This window comes from Paraburkholderia elongata (assembly GCF_013177735.1).
GTDB classification, from domain to species: Bacteria; Pseudomonadota; Gammaproteobacteria; order Burkholderiales; family Burkholderiaceae; genus Paraburkholderia; species Paraburkholderia elongata.
In genome coordinates this window covers 46,114-70,908 of sequence record NZ_WOEZ01000228.1, presented here as the reverse complement: position 1 = coordinate 70,908, position 24,795 = coordinate 46,114, and the positions used below count along the sequence as shown (strand labels likewise).

At 62.0% G+C, this 24,795-nt stretch carries 20 protein-coding genes; 7 read left to right on the top strand and 13 right to left on the bottom strand.

From position 1 onward, the window contains the following. Nucleotides 1–115: 115 nt before the first annotated feature. From urtD to urtA, 4 genes are all read right to left on the bottom strand, one after another. A complete protein-coding gene (gene urtD, locus GNZ13_RS40265; RefSeq protein ID WP_172175690.1) occupies nucleotides 116–979 on the bottom strand; it encodes an urea ABC transporter ATP-binding protein UrtD in 864 nt (287 codons plus the stop codon). After that, nucleotides 976–2,169 carry an urea ABC transporter permease subunit UrtC gene (urtC, locus tag GNZ13_RS40260; RefSeq protein WP_172175688.1) on the bottom strand — a complete coding sequence of 398 codons (1,194 nt, stop codon included), beginning with the start codon at nucleotides 2,167–2,169 and terminating at the stop codon, nucleotides 976–978. Before urtC ends, urtD begins: the two co-directional genes overlap by 4 nt. Nucleotide 2,170: 1 nt before the next feature. Continuing rightward, complete coding sequence (gene urtB / locus GNZ13_RS40255) at nucleotides 2,171–3,796, bottom strand: urea ABC transporter permease subunit UrtB (protein WP_172175686.1); 1,626 nt, start codon at nucleotides 3,794–3,796, stop codon at nucleotides 2,171–2,173. 135 nt (nucleotides 3,797–3,931) lie between these two features. Continuing rightward, nucleotides 3,932–5,230 carry an urea ABC transporter substrate-binding protein gene (gene urtA / locus GNZ13_RS40250; RefSeq protein WP_172175684.1) on the bottom strand — a complete coding sequence of 433 codons (1,299 nt, stop codon included), beginning with the start codon at nucleotides 5,228–5,230 and terminating at the stop codon, nucleotides 3,932–3,934. 350 nt (nucleotides 5,231–5,580) lie between these two features. Here urtA and GNZ13_RS40245 point away from each other — a divergent pair, with 350 nt between their 5' ends. Next, nucleotides 5,581–6,912 (top strand): aspartate aminotransferase family protein, encoded by a 1,332-nt coding sequence (locus GNZ13_RS40245; protein ID WP_172175682.1) that lies wholly within the window; start codon nucleotides 5,581–5,583, stop codon nucleotides 6,910–6,912. A 94-nt stretch (nucleotides 6,913–7,006) separates the two neighbouring features. Here the strand turns inward: GNZ13_RS40245 and GNZ13_RS40240 are convergent, their stop codons facing one another. From GNZ13_RS40240 to GNZ13_RS40215, 6 genes are all read right to left on the bottom strand, one after another. Next, nucleotides 7,007–8,389 (bottom strand): DUF3443 domain-containing protein, encoded by a 1,383-nt coding sequence (locus GNZ13_RS40240; protein ID WP_172175680.1) that lies wholly within the window; start codon nucleotides 8,387–8,389, stop codon nucleotides 7,007–7,009. A 33-nt stretch (nucleotides 8,390–8,422) separates the two neighbouring features. Then, on the bottom strand, nucleotides 8,423–8,875 hold the full coding sequence (locus tag GNZ13_RS40235) for a DUF2844 domain-containing protein (protein WP_172175678.1): 453 nt from the start codon (nucleotides 8,873–8,875) through the stop codon (nucleotides 8,423–8,425). Between the two features lie 328 nt (nucleotides 8,876–9,203). Beyond that, nucleotides 9,204–9,680, bottom strand: a complete 477-nt coding sequence (locus GNZ13_RS40230; RefSeq protein ID WP_172175676.1) for a DUF2844 domain-containing protein — start codon at nucleotides 9,678–9,680, stop codon at nucleotides 9,204–9,206. Between the two features lie 297 nt (nucleotides 9,681–9,977). Continuing rightward, nucleotides 9,978–11,525, bottom strand: coding sequence for a TolC family outer membrane protein (locus GNZ13_RS40225; RefSeq protein WP_172175674.1), 1,548 nt, complete (start codon nucleotides 11,523–11,525; stop codon nucleotides 9,978–9,980). A 13-nt stretch (nucleotides 11,526–11,538) separates the two neighbouring features. After that, the gene (locus tag GNZ13_RS40220) at nucleotides 11,539–11,862 is read right to left on the bottom strand and encodes a rhodanese-like domain-containing protein (protein ID WP_028200548.1); all 324 of its coding nucleotides are present in this window, start codon (nucleotides 11,860–11,862) and stop codon (nucleotides 11,539–11,541) included. 59 nt (nucleotides 11,863–11,921) lie between these two features. Further along, nucleotides 11,922–12,575, bottom strand: coding sequence for a protein-L-isoaspartate O-methyltransferase family protein (locus tag GNZ13_RS40215; RefSeq protein ID WP_172175672.1), 654 nt, complete (start codon nucleotides 12,573–12,575; stop codon nucleotides 11,922–11,924). Between the two features lie 296 nt (nucleotides 12,576–12,871). Between GNZ13_RS40215 and GNZ13_RS40210 the strand changes: the two genes are divergently transcribed. The 6 genes from GNZ13_RS40210 to GNZ13_RS40185 all read left to right on the top strand — a co-directional run bounded on the left by GNZ13_RS40210 (nucleotide 12,872) and on the right by GNZ13_RS40185 (nucleotide 19,883). Beyond that, nucleotides 12,872–13,948 carry a LacI family DNA-binding transcriptional regulator gene (locus GNZ13_RS40210; protein ID WP_172175670.1) on the top strand — a complete coding sequence of 359 codons (1,077 nt, stop codon included), beginning with the start codon at nucleotides 12,872–12,874 and terminating at the stop codon, nucleotides 13,946–13,948. 3 nt (nucleotides 13,949–13,951) lie between these two features. Continuing rightward, complete coding sequence (locus tag GNZ13_RS40205; protein ID WP_172175668.1) at nucleotides 13,952–15,439, top strand: sugar ABC transporter ATP-binding protein; 1,488 nt, start codon at nucleotides 13,952–13,954, stop codon at nucleotides 15,437–15,439. After that, complete coding sequence (locus tag GNZ13_RS40200; RefSeq protein WP_172175666.1) at nucleotides 15,420–16,433, top strand: ABC transporter permease; 1,014 nt, start codon at nucleotides 15,420–15,422, stop codon at nucleotides 16,431–16,433. Before GNZ13_RS40205 ends, GNZ13_RS40200 begins: the two co-directional genes overlap by 20 nt. 109 nt (nucleotides 16,434–16,542) lie before the next feature. After that, the gene (locus GNZ13_RS40195; RefSeq protein WP_172175664.1) at nucleotides 16,543–17,505 is read left to right on the top strand and encodes a substrate-binding domain-containing protein; all 963 of its coding nucleotides are present in this window, start codon (nucleotides 16,543–16,545) and stop codon (nucleotides 17,503–17,505) included. Nucleotides 17,506–17,597: 92 nt separating this feature from the next. Continuing rightward, nucleotides 17,598–18,647, top strand: coding sequence for a sugar phosphate isomerase/epimerase family protein (locus GNZ13_RS40190; protein ID WP_172175662.1), 1,050 nt, complete (start codon nucleotides 17,598–17,600; stop codon nucleotides 18,645–18,647). 84 nt (nucleotides 18,648–18,731) lie between these two features. Further along, nucleotides 18,732–19,883 (top strand): Gfo/Idh/MocA family protein, encoded by a 1,152-nt coding sequence (locus GNZ13_RS40185; RefSeq protein WP_172175660.1) that lies wholly within the window; start codon nucleotides 18,732–18,734, stop codon nucleotides 19,881–19,883. Between the two features lie 49 nt (nucleotides 19,884–19,932). On the opposite strand, the gene GNZ13_RS40180 is transcribed toward GNZ13_RS40185, so the two are convergent. The 3 genes from GNZ13_RS40180 to GNZ13_RS40170 all read right to left on the bottom strand — a co-directional run bounded on the left by GNZ13_RS40180 (nucleotide 19,933) and on the right by GNZ13_RS40170 (nucleotide 24,627). Then, on the bottom strand, nucleotides 19,933–21,021 hold the full coding sequence (locus tag GNZ13_RS40180) for a J domain-containing protein (RefSeq protein ID WP_172175658.1): 1,089 nt from the start codon (nucleotides 21,019–21,021) through the stop codon (nucleotides 19,933–19,935). A 43-nt stretch (nucleotides 21,022–21,064) separates the two neighbouring features. Next, nucleotides 21,065–21,325 (bottom strand): hypothetical protein, encoded by a 261-nt coding sequence (locus GNZ13_RS40175; protein WP_063495029.1) that lies wholly within the window; start codon nucleotides 21,323–21,325, stop codon nucleotides 21,065–21,067. A gap of 89 nt (nucleotides 21,326–21,414) precedes the next feature. Further along, nucleotides 21,415–24,627: an efflux RND transporter permease subunit gene (locus GNZ13_RS40170; RefSeq protein ID WP_172175656.1), complete on the bottom strand. Its 3,213-nt coding sequence runs from the start codon at nucleotides 24,625–24,627 to the stop codon at nucleotides 21,415–21,417. Nucleotides 24,628–24,795 lie beyond the last annotated feature (168 nt).

Here is a 24,795-nt window from a genome sequence, read left to right as displayed (position 1 = left end):
AAGTGCCTGCCCCGCACAGGGGCGAACGCTAATAAACCAATATCAATTCAAGGAAAGGCCAACGCCGTAAGCGCACAGAAAAAAGCGCCGCGCAGGCAAAAAAACAAAGCGATCCTCACCGCCCAAGATAAGACTCGATCACCGTCTCATCCCGTTTAACCTCATCCAAAGTGCCATGCGCAAGAACCCGCCCTTCGGCCATCACCGTCACCTTCCCCTTATCGCCCGACAACGCCGCAACAAACTCCATATCATGTTCAACAACCATCATCGAACAAGTCCCACGCAAATGATTAAGTAGTTCAGCCAACTGCATCGTCTCATCATCGGTCATGCCAGCCGCAGGCTCATCAAGCAAAAGCAGCGCCGGTTGCTGCATCAGTAACATCCCGATCTCGAGCCGCTGCTTCTGCCCATGCGACAACTCACCGGCAAGGCGCCGCGCTTCGCTCTCCAACCCGATCAAAGCCAGAGTCTCTTCAATCCGCGCTTGCGCCTCACGATCGAGTCGCGCGCGCAAAGAAGTCCACCATCCCTTGTCAGCCTTCATAGCCAACTCAAGGTTCTCCCACACAGGATGCTGCTCAAAAACCGTAGGCTTCTGAAACTTCCGCCCAATGCCGGCACGGGCAATAGAAGGCTCATTCATCCGCGTCAAATCAATCGACTGCCCAAGAAAAACCTTGCCGGAATCCGGCTCGGTCTTCCCGGTGATGACATCCATCATCGTCGTCTTGCCGGCCCCATTCGGCCCGATGATGCACCGCAACTCACCCGCATCGATCGACAAACTCAACGCATTCAACGCGCGAAACCCATCGAAACTCACCGTCACATCTTCAAGGTACAGAATCGTCCCGTGCGAAATATCGATCTCGCCCGGCACCACCGCGTGCCCCATGCTCGCGACGCCGCTCAACGACCGTTCAGCAGGCTCTTCAGGTAATGCAAGATCGGGAACCATCGGTTTTTCGTTCATGTGCGGTTCCTCTTGCGCGTGATCATTTCGATCAACCCCATGATGCCGTTCGGCAACAACAGCGGGACCAGCACGAAAATCAGGCCAAGAAAGAACAGCCAGTATTCAGGGAAGTTCGCGGTAAAAAAGCTCTTTGCGCCATTCACCGCGAACGCGCCGATGATCGGTCCGATCAACGTGCCGCGTCCGCCCACCGCAACCCAGATCGCCATCTCGATCGAATTGCCCGGCGACATCTCGCCCGGGTTGATAATGCCGACCTGCGGCACATACAGCGCGCCAGCAACCCCGCACAAAGCCGCGGAGACGGTCCACACGAACAGCTTGTACGCGAGCGGGCTGTAGCCGAGGAACATCAAGCGCGTTTCGCCGTCACGTACCGCAGTGACCACGCGGCCGAGCTTCGACGTGACGATTGCCCGAGCGCCGATGAATGCCAGGATCAACACCGCGAACGTGATCAGCAGGAGGGCAGTGCGCGTACCCGGATGCGTAATCGGAAAGCCGCCGATACGCTTGAAGTCGGTAAAGCCGTTGTTACCGCCGAAGCCCGTTTCGTTGCGGTAGAACAGCAGCATGGCGGCAAACGTCATCGCCTGCGTGATGATCGACAGGTACACGCCCTTCACCCGCGAACGGAACGTGAAGAAGCCGAACACCCACGCGACAACGGCGGGCACCAGCACCACCAGCAGCAGCGCATAGCCGAGATGCTGAGTGCCTTGCCAGTACCACGGCAGTTGGTGCCAGTCGAGAAACACCATGAAGTCGGGCAGGTCGCTGCCGTATTTGCCTTCGTGGCCGATCGAGCGCATGAGGTACATGCCGATCGCGTAACCGCCCAACGCAAAGAACAACGCGTGTCCCAGGCTCAGAATGCCGCAATAACCCCACACGAGATCGAGTGCCAGCGCGGCGATTGCGTAGCACATGAACTTGCCGGTGATCGTCATCGCATACGCGGACAGATGGAACGCGCTCGTCTCCGGGACCACCAGGGTAGCGAATGGCACGCCGAGACCGAACACGATGATCAGTGCGATCAGCGCGAGCCACGCGCGGCGCGACAGCAACGCGGGACGTGGCGGCAAGCCGAGCGCGAAGCCGGACTGCGCTTCGCGTCCGACAGCGGCGCCACCGCCACCGCCCGCTGCGCCGACGTGAGCTGATGAGGAGGTAGCCGATGTCATCTCATGCCTCCGCGCTACGGCCCTTGAGGGCGAACATACCCTGCGGACGCTTCTGGATGAACAATACGATCAGCACGAGCACGGCGATCTTGGCGAGCACCGCGCCCCAGAACGGTTCGATCGCCTTGCTGACGAGCCCGAGCCCGAAGCCGCCGATCACCGTGCCGGCGAGCTGGCCGACGCCGCCGAGCACCACGGCCATGAACGAATCGATGATGTAGCTCTGGCCAAGGTCCGGACCCACATTGCCGATCTGCGACAGCGCACAGCCACCCAGGCCGGCAATGCCTGCGCCGAACGCGAACGCATACGAATCGACGCGCGCGGTCTTCACGCCGACGCATGCTGCCATTCGGCGGTTTTGCGTGACGGCGCGCACGAACAGACCCAAGCGGGTTTTAGTCAAGACTGCCCACGCAATCCCGACGACGATCAGCGAAAACGCCAGAATCACCAACCGGTTGTACGGCAGGATCAGATTGGGCAGTACGGTCACGCCGCCGCTCATCCAGGCGGGATTGATCACCTGGACGTTCTGCGCCCCGAACACCATGCGCGTCGCCTGAATCAGGATCAGGCTGACGCCGAAGGTGGTCAGCAAGGTTTCGAGCGGACGGCCGTACAAATGCTTCAGCACTAGCCGTTCGAGCACGATGCCGACCAGTCCGGCTGCGGCGAATGACGCCGGCACGGCAAGCAGCGGATACCAGTCGAACGCGCCTGGGGCAAAGCGTTGGAACAAGTTCTGCACGACGTACGTTGCGTACGCGCCGATCATCAGGAATTCGCCGTGCGCCATGTTGATGACGCCGATAAGTCCGTACGTGATCGCGAGACCGAGTGCGGCGAGCAGCAGCACGCTGCCGAGCGACAAGCCCGCGAACAACGTCCCGGCGATCTGGCTGCGGCGCTGGATCGAATCGAGTTCGTCGATGCCGCTTTGCGCGGCGGCGCGCACGCGGTCGTCCGCTTCGTTGAAGGTGCCGTCCGGCTTCTTCGCGACGAGCGGACGCAGCAGTTCGTTCATGTCGAGATCGTGCCGCGCGGCGACCAGTTGCACGGCTTCGAGACGCTTGGCCGGGTCGGCGTCGTGCAGCGCGGTCATCGCCCACAGCGTGTCGAGGCGCTTCTTTAGCGCCGGGTCGGTTTCCTTCGTGCGCGCCGCATCGACGAGCGGTTTGATCGACGGATCGGGGTTTTGCAGTAGCGCGGTGATGGCGGCGTCGCGCGTGGCGGCGTCGGGCGAATCGAGTTGCAGGCCCGAGAGTGCGCCCGCCACTTTCGAGCGCAGCAGATTGTTCAGGGTGACCGGTTGCGCGTCGCCCGCGGCGACGGTTTTACCGGTGACGGCATCGCGTGCCGTGTCGCCGTCTTGCAGCAGCACCGCGCCGGAGTCGGTGGCGAGCGCGCTGTCCTCGGAGAGCGCTTTGAGGACCGCGAGCGATTCTTTGTCGTGGTTGGCAATCAGTTTGTCGATTGCCGCGGATTTCGCATCGAAGTCGTCGCCGGCGAGCGGCGCGACATCGGCCGGGCTCAGCGCAAAGGCGGTAAGCGGCGCGCTAACGATAAGCGAGAGCGCGAGGCCGCCGATGCTGCGTCGTGCGAATTTCAGAAATGAAAACGCCATGATGGCCTTTGAGGAAAAACCGGCGAGGCGGCGCGGCATCGCGGTGATGCGCCGGTGCCACGCCGTTGTCTTGCGTCTTGCGGCGTCCTGTCGGGCAGAGCAGCGGTTCAGCCCCGGCTCTGCCCAGGTTCAGGCTCAGGCAACCCGCGAGCGCTTCAGGAATGCGGGAATCGAACTGACCACATCCGGCTTGCTCGAATTGCCGGCGATGAACGGGCTCCACGGCTGCGCGCGAATTGCGGTCTTGGTGCGCCAAACCACGTTGAACTGACCGTCGGCACGTACTTCGCCGATCATCACCGGCTTGTGCAGATGGTGATTGCCGTCCATTTCGAGCGTGAAGCCCGACGGTGCCGCAAACGTCTGGCCGACCATCGCCACGCGCACCTTGTCCACATCCGTGCTCTTCGCTTTCTCGACGGCCTGCTTCCACATATGGATGCCGACGAAGGTCGCCTCCATCGGGTCATTGGTCACGCGCTTGGTGCCGCCCGGCAGGTTGTTGTCCTTGACCCACTGTGCCCATTGCTTCTTGAACTTCTCGTTGGCCGGGTTGCGCAGCGACATGAAGTAGTTCCAAGCCGCGAGATTGCCGACCAGCGGCTTCGTATCGATGCCGCGCAATTCTTCTTCGCCGACCGAGAACGCGACGACCGGCACGTCGGACGCCTTCAGCCCCTGGTTGCCCAGTTCCTTGTAGAACGGCACATTGGAGTCGCCGTTGACGGTCGAGATCACCGCTGTCTTGCCGCCCTGCGAGAAGGTCTTGATGTTCGCGACGATGGTCTGATAGTCGCTGTGGCCGAAGGGCGTGTAGACCTCCTGGATATCGGCTTCCTGCACGCCTTTCGACTTGAGGAACGCGCGCAGGATCTTGTTGGTCGTGCGGGGGTACACATAGTCGGTGCCGAGCAGGAAGAAGCGCTTGGCGCCGCCGCCTTCCGTGCTCATCAGGTATTCGGTGGCCGGAATCGCTTGCTGATTCGGCGCGGCGCCCGTGTAGAACACGTTGCGCGACATTTCTTCGCCTTCGTACTGCACCGGGTAGAACAGCAGGCCGTTCAGTTCTTCGAACACCGGCAGCACCGACTTGCGCGACACCGACGTCCAGCAGCCGAACACGACGGCGCACTTTTCCTGGGTGATCAGCTGGCGTGCTTTTTCAGCGAACAGCGGCCAGTTCGACGCCGGGTCCACGACCACCGGCTGCAGTTGGCGGCCCATGACGCCGCCGTTCTTGTTGATGTCCGCGATGGTCATCAGCGCGGTGTCTTTGAGCGATGTCTCCGAGATCGCCATCGTGCCGGACAAGGAATGTAGAACGCCTACTTTAATCGGACCGCTGCCCGACTGCGCCTGAGCAAACGGAACCTGACCTGCAAGCGCCAATGCGCCCGACATGGAGCCGAACTTCAACAGACTGCGACGTTTCATGTATTTCCCCTTGCCATTGATGGTGACTGTTTGTGGGCGTCGATTTCAGCCAGCAGGGCTTATCCCGCATGACTTGCCGCTTGTGTACTGCAAGGCACATGCCATGCAGTAATTTCGACTTGAAGTCCGCGGATTGCGTGCTGCGACGCGGTGATGCGCCACGTCAGTTATGCGTAATGCGGCGCAAATTTGGTGCAGGAGTGGGGCTCGCGCCTCGTTCAGGTGCGTGTCGCGCCGCAACGAAGCGTGTCCATCGGCCAGCGGGCGTCGGCGGTGCATGACCGCCGCCCCTTTGTGCATGCGCCGCGCTCTGCCTACACTGGAAGACCACCCACGCGAGGAGACACGACATGAATGAGCGCGCCAGCGTCAATACACCCGATATGTCCGCGTTCTGGATGCCCTTTACCGCGAACCGCCAGTTCAAGAGCGCACCGCGGCTGCTGGCGAGCGCGAAGGGGATGTACTACACGTCACACGATGGCCGGCGCATTCTCGACGGCACCGCCGGGCTGTGGTGCGTCAACGCGGGGCACTGCCGCGACGAGATCGTGGCCGCCGTGCAGGCGCAAGCGGCGGAAATGGATTTTGCTCCGACGTTTCAGATGGGCCACCCGAAGGCTTTCGAAGCCGCGACGAAAATCGCGCGGCATACGCCTGGGGATCTGAAGCACATCTTCTTTGTGAACTCGGGTTCGGAGGCCGTGGATACCGCGTTGAAGATCGCGTTGGCTTACCACCGTTCGCGTGGCGAAGGGCAGCGCACGCGGTTTATCGGACGCGAGCGTGGGTATCACGGCGTGGGCTTCGGCGGGATTTCGGTGGGCGGCATTGCGCCGAACCGCAAGGCGTTTTCAGGCGGGCTGCTGCCGGCGGTCGATCATTTGCCGCATACGCTGAATATCAAGGAGGCGGCGTTTTCGAAAGGGCAGCCGGCATGGGGTGCGCATCTTGCTGATGAGCTGGAGCGGCTTGTTACGCTGCACGATGCGTCGACGATTGCTGCGGTGATTGTTGAACCGGTTGCGGGATCGACAGGTGTGCTGATTCCGCCGCAAGGGTATTTGCAGCGGTTGCGTGAGATTTGCGACAAGCACGGCATTCTGCTGATCTTCGATGAAGTGATTACCGGCTGGGGGCGTCTGGGTGCGCCGTTCGCTGCACAGTACTTCGGCGTGACGCCGGATCTGCTGACGATGGCCAAGGGCACTAACAATGCGGCCGCGCCGATGGGGGCGGTTGCGGCTAGTGGGAAGATTCACGACTCGATCGTGAATGGGGCGCCGGCTGGGATTGAACTGTTTCATGGGTATACCTATTCAGGACACCCGATTGCGGCGGCTGCGGCTTGCGCGACGATTGATCTGTATGAGCGTGAGCAACTGTTCGAACGGGCTGCTCGGATGGCGCCGATTTTCGAGAATGCGATTCATAAGCTGCGCGGTGAAAGGCATGTGATCGATGTGCGCAATCTCGGGCTGGTGGGTGGGGTGGAGTTGGCGTCGCGTGCCGGAGCGCCTGGTGCGCGTGCTTATGATGTTTTTGTGCGGTGCTTCGAGAAGGGTGTGTTGACGCGTTATACCGGGGATATTCTGGCGTTCTCGCCGCCATTGATTATTGAAGAGGCGCAGATTGAGGAGATCTTCAGGACGGTGGCTGAGGTTTTGAAGGAGACGGATTAGCGCTTGGGCAGGGCACGTTCTTCCGTTAGAAAGACAAAAGGCCGGCATTGCAGGTGCCGGCCTTTTTGTGTCACTCGCGTACGCTAGGGGCGCGTCAGAACGCGATAAACGGCCCGGTTTGCGTGCCGACTTTGGCGGTGCTGAGCGCGGTGTACACGTCTCGGCCGTAGAAGAACGGCAAACCCCAGAGGAAGGTCCATTCGGACCAGAATACGCCAAGGTTGTCATAGGCGGCGTACTGGCTCGCCAGCAGGTTTGACGAATTGGCGATCGAGAACGGCACCGTAAGAACCGTACCGGTTTTCCTGACGGCTGAATAGTCGACGGAATACCACGTGGCGGACAGGTTGAGCGTAGTCGGTGGCACGTAGAAGTCCCTGAAGTTCGTCGGCATCGTCGTATCCGGGAACCAGAGCACATTGGTCCCGCTGTCAACATAGCTGGTGAGCGTGCGCCCCTGATACACCGTGCTGAAGGCGCCGCTGTTGTCCACCTTTAGAACGTTTGCTGTCGACGGCAGCGCGTTGTTTTTCCGGGTGCCGATGCCGAACACCAGTTCACCCGCGGCGGTTGCCTGGCCGCCTGCTGGCAATGCGGGCAGACGGATGATCGTGCCGTTGTTGTCCGATGTGAAGTTGGCGACTGGATTCATGACTTGTGAGTCGAGCGGCACGCGCGCGCCAGTGCATGATCCCGTGGACGGACAATAGTAGTACGTAGCCGACAAAGCGGATTGTGCTGCGAGCGGATAGTCGGTTAGCGAAGGGCTGATGCCGACTACGCCGTTGGCGCCGAGCTCGGATACCGTACTACCGATGTTCGAGATGCCGCGCGAAGCGCAATCCGACGGTGTGGTGGGATAGGCAGCGTCGCTGATCACCTGGATCGGCAGATTGCCTGCCGTTTTGCTGCCGATCGTTATGTCGGCACGTTTGATCGAACCCCATGTGTAGCCGGACCCGAACGTCGCGCATTGGGCGATAGGTGCGCCACCGGTCGGGTCGTTAGTGGCACCTGTTTGTGCCGGTAATCGGCCGGCGAGCGCCGAGCCCAGCGCACTGGCCATCACGCGCACGCCAGCCGAGCCGGTGTCGAGCAGCATGTGATCGATGGTTGCGCATTGGTTTGCACTTTGCACGCCGGGGATGCATATGGTGACGGTCACGTACGGCATGTTAACCGAAGATCCAGGAATCGTGCGATCGACGAGGATCGGGACGGTGTTGACGTCGGTGGTCGGAGTCGGAGTCGGAGTCGGAGCGGGAGCCGGAGTCGGCACCGGGCTCGGCGTAGGACTCGGCGTAGGACTCGGCGCAGGCGTCGGCGAGGGCGTAGGACTAGGAGTCGGCGTCGCCGGCTTTTCGTTGTCCTTGGCCGCGTTCGAGTTGCCGTCGTCGCCACCGCCACCACCGCAGGCTGAAAAAGCCAAACTGGCCGTTAGCAGTGCGAAGCAAAGTTTCTTATTGAGGGTCGTCATGTTTCTTGTGTTCCGTGAAATCGATGCGCCGTGTCACTGCAGATCGTCAGCACGGACATTGGCGGGGACGAGGCGCGGCAGAACGGCCTTGCCGAAGAAGTTTCCCGCCCGGCCTGCGGACTCGATCTGAAAATCGCCGTTGCGTTCGATCAACGGACCGGTGCCGCGCGCGCGTCCTGCGCCGGCCGAGACTGCGTTCGGGAAGTAGCTGCCAAGGAGCGCGACCATGTCGGGGCGTATCGGCCCTTGCCACGTGACGGCAAACACGACATTGGTAGGCAGCACGTATTCGCGAATCCTGACGCCGTCGGTGTCATATGATTCACGTACGGTATAAGCCGCAATGGACGCAGAAGAGGAATTCGGCGCTGCCGACTGGAGCAAGGATTTCGGGGCCGAGCCCGCACCTGGTGCACCACCCAACGCCGCATATGACGTGAGCGGCAAAAGCGCCGACACGGCCAAGACGATCTTTACAAGTTTCATCACATTGCTCCAGAAAACAGGTCGGAGCATGTTGCCTGCGGGCGATTAATGAGAGGCTCTGAAAAGTCTCAACGGTGAGTAGGAAACACCGATGCGATTCGGCCGATTCTGCACCGTGTTAGGAGGCAGGCGTCTCGCGGCGCCGCCTCCTAATCAAGACACCCAATCGTCAGAACGCGACGAACGGTTCCAGCCGATGGAGCTGCCGTCACCGCTGCTCCCGCTGCTTCCACCGCCGCAAGCCGCAAGCAGAACGCTGGTAGCCGTCATGGCCGCCCAGAACGTTTTGTGAATGGTTTTCATGTTTTTCAGTAACTCGGTGGCCGTCTTATTTCAGATTGCCCGGGCGGACGCTGGCGGGTTGCAGGCGAGGGAGATAGGCGACGCCGTAGAAGTGGCCCACGCGGCCGGCGGACTCGACTCGAAAGTCGTCGTTGCCTTCGATCATGGGGCCTGGCCCGCGCACGCGGCTTTCACCCGCGGTCACGTAGTTGGGGAAATAGCTGCCGAGCAGCGCCTTCATATCCGGTCGTATCGGCCCTTCCCAAGTCACCGCGAACACAACATGGCTGGGCAACACGTATTCGCGGATCGTGACGCCGTCGGCGTCGCGCGACTCGCGCACGGAGTAGGGCGCCGTTGCGGTTGTGTTGGCCGCGCCGGTGCTTGCGCCGGCGGCAGACTGCGGCGTAGCGCGCAGCATCGTCGGAGAGAATGAACTTGTGCTCGGCGCACCGCCCAAAGCCGCATACGACGCAAGCGGCAGCAGCGTTGCCGCCAGCATCGCGATCTTCAAAACTTTCATCACCTTGCTCCTCCAAAAATGGTCGGAGCATGGTGCCCGGGCAAAGCTCAGGAAATCGTACGAAAATTCTGCGGCGCGGACCGGAAGGATCGCATTGAAAGGGCGGTGTCAGGGAGGTCGAAAACGGTCATCGCCTTGAGGATGTGCGAAGAGTCACATTCGTCGGCGAACAGAGACCAGCAGTAGGCAGGGACAACAAGCAAACAGCAACAAGCAACAGACAGCCCAAGCGCGCAACGAATGAAACTCTGCGGGCAGAGGGTTAATCAGGAAACGAAAAAGACGAAGCGAATCGCCTTACTGCGGCACCGCCGCATTCGGCATGACCCGCCGCCCAAGCTTCCCAGCAGCGCCTTTAGCCGCGACACCCGGATGCGGCACCGTTGGTACCTGCGGAAGCGCGGTCAACGAACCATCATCGACCGGCGACAGCAGCGCACTCAACTGCAGCACGTCTTGATCAGTGAGATTCGCGGTGGAAGCCTTCAGCTTCAGACTATTGATCAGCGTGTCATAACGCGCCTTCGCCAGATCGCGACGCGCCGAAAACAGCTGGTCCTGCGCATTGAGCACGTCGATATTGATACGCACGCCGACCTGATAACCGAGCAGATTCGACTCAAGCGAGGTGTTCGCCGATCGCTCTGCAGTCTGCAACGCGCGCACTTGCGCAAGCCCGCTCACCACGCCGAGAAACGCTTGCCGCGCCGACAGCGCCGCATTGCGCCGAGCCGTATCGAGATCGGCGGCGGCCTGGTCTTCGAGCGCGCGCGTCTGACGTACGCGGCTTTGCGTCGCGCCGCCCGCAAAGATCAGAATCGTGACTTGCACGCCGATCGTGCTGTTCGTGTACGTGGACCCCAGGTTGCCCAGTTCCGCAGCGAGCGCCGGTGTGCCGGGCGCAGGCGTATTCGCACCGCTGCCGAAGCCGCCGCCAAAATTGCCGCCGAAGTTACCCGCACCGGCCGCGCCGAGACTGCTGCGCGAGCGGCTCGCGACCAGGTCGACGGTTGGCAGATGGCCAGCCTTAGCCTTCGAAGTCTCGCGTTGTGCGCTATCCAGCGCGGTCTGCTTCAACACGACTTGGTAGTTCGCGTCAGTGGCCGCATCGACCCACAGATTAATGTCGGCGGGCACGGGCGGCGGCAGCGGCGCGCCGGCAGCCAGTCCATCCGCATGCTCGACCGGATGCCCAACAATCTGCTGCAACGCCGCCAGCTTCACCGCAAGATCGTTCTGCGCCGCAATTTCCTGCGAGATCGCCTGATCGTATTTAGCTTGGGCTTCGTTGGTATCGGTGATCGTCGTGTTGCCGACTTCGAATGAATGCTTGGCCGATTCGAGTTGCTGCGCGATCGACGCTTTCTGCGAGCGCACAATCGCGAGGCTGTCCTGTGAGGAGAGCTCGTCGAAGTAAGCTTGGCCAAGCCGCACGATCAGATCTTGCCGAGCCTGGGCAAACGACGCCTGTGCCGAATCCACCGCGAGCTTGCCTTGCGCATAGCCGTACCAGCTATCAACGTGAATCAGCGGCTGCGTGAGCGAAATCACGTAGCCGTTGCTGTTGCCGTAGGAGGAAGGAAAGCCGCCGCCGAAATCGGTGCTCTGGCGGTTCGCGGTGAGCGACGCGGAGACTTGCGGCAGCAGTTTGGCGCGGGCAAGCGGCAACTCTTCGCTATTGGCGGCAAGCGCCGCACGCGCGCTTTGCAACTGCGCATCGTTCGAGAGCGCTTCGTCGTAGAGCTGGGACAGGCCGACGGCCTGCGCGGTGATCGGAAGAAACGCGAGAACCGCGCAATGAAGCGCCAGAGCGGCCGCGAGGGCCGGCACCCGCTGGCGGATCATCGTGACCGTGCGATCAATAGGTGGGAACGGACGGATCGACCTGACGCGACCACGCGTCGATCCCGCCTTGCAGATTGAAGACGTTGGTGTGGCCGCGCGATTCGAGGAACATCGCGACCTGGGCGCTGCGCGCGCCGTGATGGCACACGCAGACGATTTGCGCGTCGTCGTCGAGCTCTTCGCTGCGCGCGGGAATCTCACGCATCGGAATCGACACGGCACCGGCAATCGACGCCGTCTGGATTTCCCACGGTTCGCGCACGTCGAGCAGCACGGGTGCGGGACGCGATTGATCGGCGAGCCATTCGGCGAGCGCGGGAGCGGTCAGATTTTGCATCAGCAGGACATCCAGTTCAGCGGCCGGCAGCGTGCCGGCCGTACAGATAAACGTGTGAATTAAAACTTGAAGCGCGGCGGCTGCACGGCGTTAATCAGCGGCTCGACATAAGTTTCGAACACGTCGGCGATGCGGTACTGCTTCTCGTCGATGCGCGTGATGATCTGCGCCTTCATGACCGGCGCGGTGCCGACAAAAGCCGCCAGACGGCCGCCGATCTTCAGATGTTCGAGGATTTCCTGCGGCAGCACCGGCAGGCCGCCCGATACGCAGATCACGTCGTACGGTGCAGCGCTGGCCCAACCGCGCGAGGCGTCGCCGGTGGCGACTTCGGCGTTCAGTACGCCGTTGGCGATCAGGTTGTTCTTCGCCAGTTCTGCCAGTTCCGGTTCGATGTCGACCGTCAGCACGTGCTGCGCGCGGTGCGCGAGCAGGGCGGCCATGTAACCCGAGCCGGCGCCGATTTCGAGCACGCTTTCGTGTTTCTTCACCGACAGTTCCTGCAGCACGCGCGCTTCGACGCGCGGCGCCAGCATGTGCTGGCCAGCCGGCAGCGGCACTTCGAAATCGACGAAGGCCAGATCGCGGTAGACGGTGGGGACGAAGTTTTCACGCTTGACGATCGAGAGCAGATTCAGCACGTCCTGGTCGAGCACTTCCCAGGGGCGGATCTGCTGTTCGATCATGTTGAAACGCGCTTGCTCGATGTTCATGGTGGATTCGGCAGTGTGGTTTGGCGAGTTTGCGATTCTTTGCCACTGACCGGCGGCCTCGGGAGTGCGACTCCGGGGTCACAACTTGGTATGCAGTCACGGCAGGGTAACTGTGGGATTGTACCAAATGGCGGCGCGAACCCACGCCGTCGCGGGCAGTGCGCCGCTGGGCCGCACCCAGGACCGGCTCTCGCCGTGCCTGCTTGCCCCCGTGTTAATCCCTAGCGATCCGTCCTTGCGATTCCCGCTTCCATCGCTCAAAAATGTAATCGATTACATTTTCAAAGCGAATTCACTTGTCCAAGCCGGTGTCCAAAGCGGCCCCTTCAACGTCGTTGAAGACGCGCCCGCAGCCTGAGGCTCAGCCGCCGCGTCCGGCCGAGGGCCTTTCGATTGCCCAGGTGGCGGAGCAGGCGGGGGTCTCGGTGGCGACGGTGTCGCGCGTGCTGAACGGCCACGAGAACGTGCGGCCCGCCACGCGCGACAAGGTATTGGCGGCGGTCGACGCCAGCGGCTATCGCGTTAACGAACTCGCGCGCAACCTGCGCACGGCCGAAAGCCGCCTGCTGCTAACGATGGTGCCCGACTTCGGCAACCCCTTTTACGCGGAGATCGTGCGCGGCATCGACAGCGTCGCGCGCCAACACGGCTATTTCATGCTGCTATGCGACACAGGCGCCGATCCGGGACGCGAGCGCAGCTACTTCGATCTGCTGCGCCGCCGCCGCGCGGATGGCGCGATCTGCCTCGATCCCGCCACAATCCAGCAGGCGCTCGGCGAGGCGTCCAGCGCACTGCGTTGGGTCGCGTGCTGCGAGTTCGATCCGGCGATGGGCGTGCCGTACGTCGGCATCGACAACTATCAGGCGGCGGGCGACGCGGTACGGCATCTGCTCGCGCGCGGCCATCGGCGCATCGGGCTGATCAATTCGGATGTCGACTATCTGTACGCGCGGCAGCGTCAGCAGGGCTATCTGGACGCGTTGATCGAAGCGGACATCACGCCGGACGAGCGTTGGCGCATGAACCTGAACAGTCTCGACTACGAGGCGGGCGCATCGGCCGCGGCCTTGCTGATGCAGCAGCCGCACGCGCCGAGTGCGATCTTCGCCGTCTCCGACACGCTGGCGATCGGCGTCATCCACGGTTTGCGCAGCGTCGGCAAGCGCGTGCCGGACGATGTCGCGGTGGTCGGCTTCGACGATATTTCGCTCGCCGCGCAAATCGATCCGCCGCTCACCACCATCGCACAGCCGATGCGCGAACTAGGCGAAACCGCCGCCCGCCTGCTGCTGCAACGGCTCGCAAATCCGCTGGCGAACGTGCCGGGCGTGCTGCTGCCGCATCGGCTTGTGATTCGCGGGAGCGCGTAAGCCATGAGCCTCGCCATTCGTTTCGACGATATCCGCAAAGACTTCGGGCCGGTGCGCGTGCTGCACGGCGTGAGCTTCGATCTGGCGCCGGGGCGCATCTACGGTTTGCTCGGCGAGAACGGCGCGGGCAAGTCGACGCTGATGAAGATCCTCGCCGGCTATGAAACGGCGACATCGGGCACCTTGCTGGTCGACGGCCACGCGCGGCAGTTCATCGGTTCGCGCGACGCCGAAGCGGCGGGCATCGTGCTGATTCACCAGGAGTTCAATCTCTCCGAGCATCTGACGATCGCGCAGAACATGTATCTCGGCCACGAAAAAAAACGCGGCTGGTTCGTCGACGATGCTGCAATGAAGGCAGAAGCCATGCGTTATCTCGCGCAGGTCGGCCTCGAGAAAGCACCGGATACGAAGGTGCGCGAATTGATCGTCGCGGAAAAGCAGATGGTGGAGATCGCCAAGGCGCTGTCGCGCCGCGCGCGTTTGCTCATCATGGATGAACCGACTGCCACGCTCACGCCTTCGGAAACCGAGCGCCTCTTCACGCTGATGGCGAAGCTGAAAGCCGACGGCGTGACTATCGTCTACATCTCGCACAAGCTGGATGAAGTCGAGCGCATCACCGACGAAGTGATCGTGATGCGCGACGGCCGCTTTGTCGCGCGTAGTGAAACCGCGGGGCTCGCGCGGCAGCAGATGGCGAATCTGATGGTCGGGCGCGACGTGTCCGACATGTTCCCCGACAAGATCACCGTGCCTGCCGACGCGCCGATCGCATTGAAAGTAGAAGGCCTCGTCGTGCCGGACTGGGTGGAAGGCCTGAGCTTCGACGTGCGCGCCGGCGAAGTGTTGGGTTTCGCAGGCCTCGTCGGCGCAGGACGCACCGAAGCGTTCGAAGCGATCATCGGCCTGCGCAAACGCATGGCGGGCCACATCGAGATCGCCGGCCGCCGCGCCGATCTGAAGAGCCCACGCGACGCCATGCGCCACGGCCTCACGTATCTGAGCGAAGACCGCAAAGGCAAGGGCCTGCATGTGAATCTAAGCCTGCAGGACAACGTCACGCTGATGACGCTCGAACGCTACGCGCACCCGTTGCTCGATATGAAGGCGGGGCGCGCGGCGTTGACCAAAGCGGTGAGCGACTTCGGCATTCGCACGGGCGATCTGTCGAGCCGCGCGCGCATGCTCTCCGGCGGCAATCAGCAGAAGCTCGCGCTCGCTAAATTCCTGCAGCCCGATCCGAACGTGATCGTGCTCGACGAGCCGACTCGCGGCGTCGATGTCGGCGCGAAACGCGACATCTATTTCCTGATTCATCGTCTTGCGGTGCAAGGCCGCGCGGTGATCGTCATTTCATCTGAACTGATCGAGCTGATCGGTTTGTGCCACCGCGTCGCCGTGATGCGCGCGGGACGCCTGCAAACCACGCTCACGCTCGAGCATCTGACCGAAGAGGAATTGATCGCCCATGCGACCGGCACCCACTGAAGCCGTCCAATCCGGCCGCGCGTTGCGCTTCGCGCATCGTCTGTATGCGCTCGGGCCGCTTGTTGGGCTGATCGCGCTGTGCATTGTCGGGACGCTGCTCAACCGCGATTTCGCGACGCTCGACAACCTGATGAACGTGCTCACGCGCACGTCGTTCATCGGCATCATCGCGGTCGGCATGACCTTCGTGATTATCTCGGGCGGCATCGATCTATCGGTCGGGTCGATGGCGGCGCTGATCGCGGGCACCATGATCTGGCTGATGAACGGACTTGCAGCCGGTGTCGGCGGCCACACGTTCGCGCCTTTGCTGATTGTGACGCTCGGCATTGTGCTCGCGTTCGTGCTCGGCGGTTTGTTCGGCTGCGCGCACGGGTTGTTGATTACCAAAGGACGCATCGAGCCGTTCATCGTTACGTTGGGTACGTTGGGCATTTTTCGCGCGGTGCTGACGTGGCTCGCGGATGGCGGCGCGCTGACTTTGGATAACTCGTTGTCCGACTTATACGGGCCCGTTTATTACGCGAGTCTGTTTGGCGTGCCGGTACCGATCTGGGTGTTCCTGGTCGTCGCAGCGGGCGGCGCCTTGATCCTCAATCGCACCGCGTTCGGCCGCCACGTGCAGGCGATCGGCTCGAACGAACAGGTTGCGCGCTACGCGGCGATTCGCGTCGATACCGTGAAGATCGTGACGTACGTCCTGCTCGGCATCTGCGTCGGCGTGGCGACGGTGCTGTACGTGCCGCGGCTCGGTTCGGCCACGCCGACCACCGGCTTGCTCTGGGAACTAGAAGCGATTGCATCGGTGGTGGTGGGCGGCACGGCGCTGAAGGGCGGCGAAGGGCGCGTGGTCGGCACGGTGATCGGCGCGATCCTGCTTTCGGTGATCGCCAACATTCTGAATTTGACCAGCATCATCAGCGTGTATCTGAACGCGGCGGTGCAGGGTGTCGTGATTATCTTCGTCGCATTCGTGCAGCGTGGACGGCGGTAGGTAGTAAGCGTTGAGCTTCAAGGAATACAACGGCAAGTTCGAGAATCGGGGCGCATGAACGCCTCATAAACGCAACTATGTGGCATGGATCGACACAGGAGACACAACCATGAAGCAGGTCATTCGAGCGGTCGGCGCCGGCATGCTGGCGTTGGGGATACTGGGCACGGCAGGCGTCGCGCGTGCCGATGAAAAAGTCACGCTGGGCGTCGCGATTCCGACAGCCGACCACGGCTTTACGGGCGGCATCGTCTGGTGGGCGAACAAGGCGAAAGCCGATCTGGAGAAAGCGCATCCCGATCTGAAAGTGATCGTGAAGACCGCGGCCGGCGCGCCTGAACAGGCGAACCAGTTGCAGGATCTGGTGACGGTGAACAAGATCAATGCGCTGGTGATTTTCCCGTTCGAATCGGCCTCGCTTACGCAGCCTGTTGCCCAGGTGAAGAAGAAGGGTGTGTTCGTGACGGTGGTGGATCGCGGTCTGACTGACACCAGCGCACAGGACGCCTACGTTGCGGGTGACAACACCGCGTTCGGCAAGATTCCCGCCGAGTATCTGGCGAAAGCGCTCGATGGCAAGGGCGACATCGTCGCGCTGCGCGGCATTCCGACGACGCTCGACAACGAACGCTGGACCGCATTTACGGGTGTGCTGAAGGCGTATCCGAACATCAAGATTCTCGACGCCAAGTACGCGAACTGGAATCGCGACGACGCGTTCAAGGTGATGCAGGACTACCTCACGCGCTTCAAGCACATCGACGCGGTCTGGGCTGCCGACGACGACATGGCCGTGGGGGTCCTCAAGGCGATCGAGCAGGCCAAGCGTACCGACATCAAGATCGTCTTCGGCGGAGCGGGATCGAAGGGCATGGTGAAGAACGTGATGGACGGCGCGCCGATGATCAAGGCGGACGTCTCGTACTCGCCGAAATTCATCTACGACGCGATCAAGCTCACCGCCGAAGCGCGTCTGAAGGGCGACAAACTGCCGCCGACCACGATCATTCCGTCGGTGCTGATCACGAAGGAAAACGCGCAGCAGTTCTATTTTCCTGACTCGCCGTTCTGATCCCGGGCATCCGGAGTGCGCTTGCCATGTGTTTGTCGCAAAGGTATGACGCAGAGGCATGGCAGGCGCGCCATAGTTCGAGGAACCGTACGATGAAAACCATCAAAGGGCCGGCGATTTTTCTCGCCCAGTTCATGGGCGACGAGGTGCCGTTCGACAACCTCGCGCATCTGGCTGGCTGGGCCGCGAGTCTCGGCTTCAAGGGGATCCAGGTGCCGTGCGATACGCGCCTGATCGATCTCGATCAGGCGGCGGCGAGTCAGGCCTATTGCGACGAGCTGCGTGAGATCGCGGAAGATGCGGGCGTGACGATCACCGAACTGTCGACGCATCTGCAAGGGCAACTCGTCGCCGTGCACCCGGCCTATGACACGTTGTTCGACGGATTTGCGGCGCAGCATGTGCGCGGCAATCCTGCTGCGCGCACGCAGTGGGCGGTTGATCAGATGAAGCTGACGGCAAAGGCGTCGCAACGTTTGGGCTTGAACACCCACGTGTCGTTTTCCGGCGCGCTGGCGTGGCCTTATCTCTATCCATGGCCGCAGCGTCCCGCAGGTTTGGTAGAAGCCGCCTTCGACGAACTCGCGCGCCGCTGGACGCCGATTCTCGATGCGTTTGACGAAGCGGGCGTGGACGTGTGCTACGAGTTGCACCCTGGCGAGGACCTGCACGACGGCGTGACCTTCGAGCGCTTTCTGGACACGGTGAAACAGCACCCGCGCGCGAACATCCTCTACGACCCGAGTCATTTCGTCTTGCAGCAACTGGACTATCTTGCGTTCATCGACATCTATCACGAGCGCATCAAGGCGTTCCATGTGAAGGACGCGGAGTTTCGTCCGAACGGTAAGCAAGGCGTGTATGGCGGCTATAGCGGCTGGGTTGAACGCGCGGGACGCTTCCGATCGCTCGGCGACGGGCAGATCGATTTCGGCGTGATCTTCTCGAAGATGGCGCAATACGATTTTCCGGGCTGGGCGGTGCTGGAATGGGAGTGCGCGTTGAAGCATCCACAGGACGGGGCGCGTGAAGGCGCAGAGTTCATTCGCCGCCACATCATTCGCGTGGCCGAGCATGCGTTCGATGATTTCGCAGGCAGCGGCGTGGATGCGGCGCAGCTAAAACGCGTGCTTGGCATTTGACTGCGATCTTTAGGTGAGTTGAGAGCGCGTTGGCTGCGGCTTAGCCGTGCAGCGGCTGAAGCTGATCGCAAAGGAGTGAGGGCTATGCCACAAAGAAGACTCAGGCTCGGCATGGTCGGCGGCGGGCAAGGCGCGTTTATCGGTGCCGTGCATCGGATCGCGGCGCGGCTCGACGATCGGTTCGAACTGGTGGCGGGTGCGTTGTCGTCCAATCCGCAGCGCGCGCAAGCGAGCGCGGCTGAGGCCGGTATCGCGCGCAGTTATGCGGATTGGCGCGAGATGGCGCGCGCCGAAGCCGTTCGCCACGACGGTATCGACGCAGTCGCGATCGTCACGCCGAATCATCTGCATGCGCCGGTGGCGACGGCTTTTCTCGAAGCGGGCATCCATGTGATCTGCGACAAGCCGCTGGCGATTTCGTTGGCGGAAGGCGAGGCGCTAGCGAAGCTCGCTCGCGAGAAGAACAGGCTGTTCGCGCTGACGCATACGTATTCCGGTTATCCGCTGGTGCGCCATGCTCGCGAGCTCATCGAAAAAGGTGCGTTCGGCGACATACGCGTGGTGCAAGTCGAATACGCGCAGGACTGGCTGGCTGAACCGATAGAAACGAGCGGCACGAACAAGCAGGCAGGCTGGCGTACGGATCCGTCGTTAGCGGGTCCTGCCGGCTGTCTGGGCGACATCGGCACGCATGCGTATCACCTTGCCGCCTTCGTGACGGGGATGACGCCGTCGTCGCTATCGGCGGAGTTGCATACCTTCGTGCCGGGACGCCGTATCGACGACCACGTACAGGCGATGCTGCGCTATCCGAACGGTGCGCGTGGCATGCTGTGGGCGAGCCAAGTGGCGAGCGGCGCGGAAAATGCGCTGCGTCTGCGGGTGTACGGGACGAAGGCTGGCTTGAGCTTCGATCAGGAGAATCCCAACGAATTGTGGTTCACGCCGCTGGGCGGCTCGGCAGAGCGCCTGACGCGTGGACGCGTGAAAAGCGCGCTCGCGGCGCATGCGACGCGCGTGCCACAGGGGCATCCTGAGGGTTATCTGGAAGCGTTCGCGCAGTTGTACAAGGATGCGGCGTTACAGATCGATGCGTTGAATGCGGGTCAACCGTTGCCCGCCGAAAGCCTGCTGCTCACAACGGTGGATGACGGTGTGGCGGGCCTGCGCTTCATCGATGCGGTGTTGGCAAGCAGTGCGGCGGACGGTCAGTGGCGCGCAATAGAACCTGGTTGACCGTGGACACGTGACGTGCACGCCCGGCAGCGAAGGGAGCCATTCAATTTCAACGCCGCCTGATTTTCAACCAGGCCTTGAGCGTGCCGAGGTCCTGGAATTCCACCAGATCGTACTCGAGCGAACGGATCTGTTCCCGCAGCATAAAAACATCCTCCGTCAACTCGTGCATTGCCCTTTTCGGCGTGATGGAAGCCATCGGGTCGAGCCCGTAGCGTTCCTTGAATTCCATTTCGACAAACATGATTTCGTCGTCGAGTTCGCCGACCTGCTCCTTCAGTATCTTGTTGTAATGCTTGAGCCGGTCTTCGCTCAGGTTATCGATCGCATTCTGATCGATGTGTTCCAGTTCCAGCTGCAATTCGAGCAAACGCAGCAGGTTGTTCTTGCTGTAGGCCTCGTTGACTCGCTGCATCAGCGCAGTTTTCCGTTTGCGTTCCTCCGGATCGGTTTCGCGATCGGGATGCAACGCGCTGGCCAGCTTACGATACACCTCGCGAATCGAGCGGCTCAGTTGCGCTTCTTCTTCCTCGCGGCGCAATTCGGCCGCCATTTGCTTCGCCGTCTTCTTTTTCGGGGCGCTTTGCGCATGGCGCGCCTGATGTTCCGCCGCTTGCGCAGCGTCGTCCTGTTCGATATGCGCCTGCAGGCGATCCAGAACTTCATCGGGCGAGTTCATGTCGATGTCGTCCAGCTCGACGCCTAATACCGTCTCTAGCATCGATTTCATTTCGTCTAACTCGGACGCTCTTTCGTCGTCGTAGTCGGACCCGCTGTGCCGGTTGTATAGCGCTTTCAACTCGTCGCTATCTTCTTCCCCGAGACACCTCGCCGCCAGATCGACAATCACCGCTGAAAGGGTGCGCCGTTCGGTCTGGGTGATACGTTTCTGGTTGCTCTGCTCGTCGAGAAGGTGCGCCATTCGCGCACGCAGATGTTGCATCTTCTGCGCCAGCGGCAGCAGTTCATTCACGTACTTTTGCTGGAAAGCCGGCGCGAACTCCTCCCACACGCTCAAACTGGCGCGCCGCTTTTCGATCTGTTTGATCAGCGTGTTGAACGCTTTCTGGCCCTTCGACAGGGTGGGTTGATTGTGGTCCGGCGCGATGCTGACGGACCTGGCGCTAGTCCTGGTCATGGAGCGGATATCTTAGATAGTCAAAAACGGGGTGCGGCGCTGCCTAGCTGCCCTTGCTCTTCCTGATCTGCTCTTCAAAAGCGATATCGAGCTTGCTCGCCTTGCGCGGTTTCGGAGGTCCGAAACCGTCGACGAACTTGACGAAGTCGTCGAGCGTTAGCGGATCGGAGACTTTCTTGTCCGTGCCGCTCGATTTGTCGACCAGATAGAACAGGCCGCCAGACAGGCTGATGGCCGCGAACTGGGGATTGCCGCTGCGGGTTTTCAGCCGCTCGACAGCGTGGATGGCTCGGGTGGTGCGCATGATGTGAGACTGCTGGGTCGGGGAAAGGCTTCTACTGTAGCAACTTCGCGCGGGGCGCGCGAAGTTGCGTCATTGCGGGGCCTTATCCCTTATGCCTGATCCTTTACGACGTACGCCTTGCGTCCGAACTTGCGCCGCAGCCAATCCGCCCAATCTTCCAGCACGGTATACACCACCGGCACGACCACCAGCGTCAGAATCGACGATGTGATCACCCCGCCGATCACCGTCTGCCCGAGCGGCCCGCGTTGCTCTCCGCCTTCGCCGAGCGCCGCCGCCAGCGGCAGCATGCCGAAGATCATCGCCAGCGTGGTCATCAGAATCGGCCGTAGACGCACACGCGCCGCTTCGAGCAGCGCTTCACGCCGCTGCATCACGCGACCTTTGCCGGAAGCATCGAGCAAGGTGCCGCGCCGCGCCTGGTTCGCGAAGTCGATCAGCAGAATCGCGTTCTTCGTCACCAGGCCCATCAGCATCACGAAGCCGATGATCGAAAACATGTTCAACGTACTGCCGAACAGCAGCAACGCAATTAGCACGCCGATCAGCGTAAGCGGCAGCGACGCCATGATCGCGAGCGGCTGCGCGAAGCTCGCGAACTGCGACGCGAGAATCATGTAGATGAAGATCACCGCGAGCGCCAACGCCTCCACCGCATACACGAACGACTCGTTCATGCTCTTGGTCGAGCCTTCGAATCGATAGTGGTAGCCCGCCGGCAGATGCATCGCGTCGAGCGCCTTCGCGACGTCCGCGGCCACTTCGCCGGGCGAGCGGCCATTCACGTTCGCCGACAGCATCACCTCGCGCTGCAGGTGACGCCGGTTCAACACATCGGGGCCGGTCGTCTTGACGATGTCCGCGATCTGCCGCAGCGGCACCAGTACCGGTGCGCCGTTTGCGTCGGTGCGATTGGTGGCGATCATCAGCTTGGCCAGATCGTCGACGTCCTCGCGCTGCGAGCGCGGCAGGCGCACGCTGACGTCGTAGTCCTGGTCGTCGGGCGCGCGCCATGTGCTGATGGCATCGCCGGAGAGCAACGGCCGCAATGCGGTGCCGATATTTGCCACGCCCACACCGAGGTCGGACGCCAGTTCGCGCTTCACATTGATCGCGACGATCGGTTTATCCGCCTTGAGACTCGAATCGAGGTCGACGAGGCCCGGGATCTTCGCCATCCGTGCTTGAGCCGCATCCGAAAGCCGGCGCAGTTCGTCGATGTTGTCGCCCTGCAAGCTCAACTGGATCGCCTTCGTGCTGCCGGCGCCGTCGGGGACGCCGATTTCGGTAATCGACACGCCCGCCACCGAGGCAAGCCGCGCGCGAAACACCTGGTTCAATTCGACCATGCCGCGCGTACGGTCGCGCCGGTCTTTCAGACGCACGGTGATCAGCGCGGTGTTTTTGCCTTGCGTGTTGCCCGAATTGACCGTGGCGTAACTGAAGCGCACTTCAGGGTAGGTGGCGAGAATCGCCTGCACCTGTTTCACCTTCTCCGAGGTCGCTTCGAGCGAGGTGCCCACCGGCGTGTTCAAACCGATCTGCGTTTCGGAGAAGTCTGCATTCGGCACGAACTCGGTGCCGACGAACGGCACCAGAAACAGGCTGCCGAAGAACGTGGCCGCCGCCACGACCAACGTGATCGCGCGATGCTTCAGCGACCAGCCGAGTAGGCGCTGATAGAACGCGGTGAGCTGGTCGATCTGCTTGTCGAAAAGATGCAGGGAACGCTCGATCACGCGTCCATAGCGATAGCCTTTGCGGCCGGTGTCCGCATCGTGCAGATCGGGGTCCGGCCAGATGGAGGACAGCATCGGATCGAGCGTGAACGACACGAACATCGAGATCAGCACGGCAGCGGCCACCGTGATGCCGAACTGATGGAAGAAGCGGCCGATGATGCCGCCCATGAAGCCCACCGGCAAGAACACGGCGACGATCGAAAACGTGGTCGCCAGCACGGCGAGCGCGATTTCCTTGGTGCCGTCGAGCGCGGCGGTGCGATGGTCCGCGCCGAGCTGCACGTGTCGCACGATGTTCTCGCGCACCACGATCGCATCGTCGATCAGCAAGCCGACGCATAAGGACAGCGCCATCAGCGTGATCACGTTGATCGTGAAGCCGCACGCGTACATCACCGCAAAGGTGCCGATCAGCGCGATCGGCAGTGTGAGGCCGGTGATCACCGTGCTGCGCCACGAGCCGAGGAACAGGAACACGATCAGCACCGTCAGCAGCGCGCCTTCGAGCAGGGTGCGCTTCACTTCGTTGACGCTGTCTTCAATGTTGATAGACGAATCGTCGGTGATATCGAGTTTGACGCCCGGTGGCAGTTGCGGCTGCAGAAGGGCGACGGCGTCACGCACGCCGTGCGCAACGTCCACGGTGTTCTCGCCTTGCGCCTTGATGATCGACAGGAACAACGCGCGCTGCCCGTTCAGCAGGGCCATGCTGTCCGGTTCCTGCTGGCCATCCACCACATCGGCGACCTGATCGAGCGTGACGGGCTGCGTCGCGGATGATGCTGTCGGAATCGCCGACTGCGCGCCGCGCCGCGCGACGATGATGCGTTTGAAGTCGTCCGGTTTCTCGAAACGGCCTTTGACCTGCACGCTCTGTTCGACATTGCTCGATGTGAGCGGGCCGGCCGGAATCTCCTGATTCTCGTTCTGCACTGCACGGATCACCTGATCGACGCCGATCGAAAGCGCCTGCAGCTTCTCCGGATTCACGTCGATCTGCACCTGCCGCTTCACGCCGCCCACCAGCGACACCGAGCCGACGCCGCGCACGGTTTCGAGCCGCTTGCGCACGATCTGATCGGCGACGGTGGTGAGATCGCGCGTGGACAGCGACGCGCCCGGCGCGTTCGAGATGGCCACCGTGATGGTCGGCATATCCGACGGGTCATAGCGCAGCACGCGCGGGTCCTTCACGCCGTCGCGCAGATCGGGGCGGATCAGCGCGATCTTGTCGCGCACGTCCTGGGCGGCTTGCACCGCGTCCACCGAAAGATCGAATTGCACGATCACGACCGACTGCGCGTCGTACGAACGCGAGGTGATTTCGTCGATGCCGCTGATCGTGTTGACCGCTTCCTCGATCTTGCGCGTGACGTCCGACTCGACCGATTCCGGCGACGCGCCCGGATACGCGGTCTGCACGACCACGACGGGGAACGCGATGTCCGGGAACTGATCGACCTTGAGCCGCTGATAAGAGAACAGACCGATGACGAGAAGCGCCATCATCATCATCGTGGCGAGCACCGGGTTGCCGATGCTGATGCGGGTGAACCACATAGGCGAGGGCTCCGGTCAGCGTGCGCTGCTTGCGCCCGGCATGCTGGCCGCTTGCGGGGCGGCCAGCCCTGGTTGGGCGGAAGGTGCCGATTGGGCGGGCTGTACCACATGCACGGTGCTGCCGATCCGCAATGAGCCGAGATTGTTCTTCACGATCTGCTGACCGAG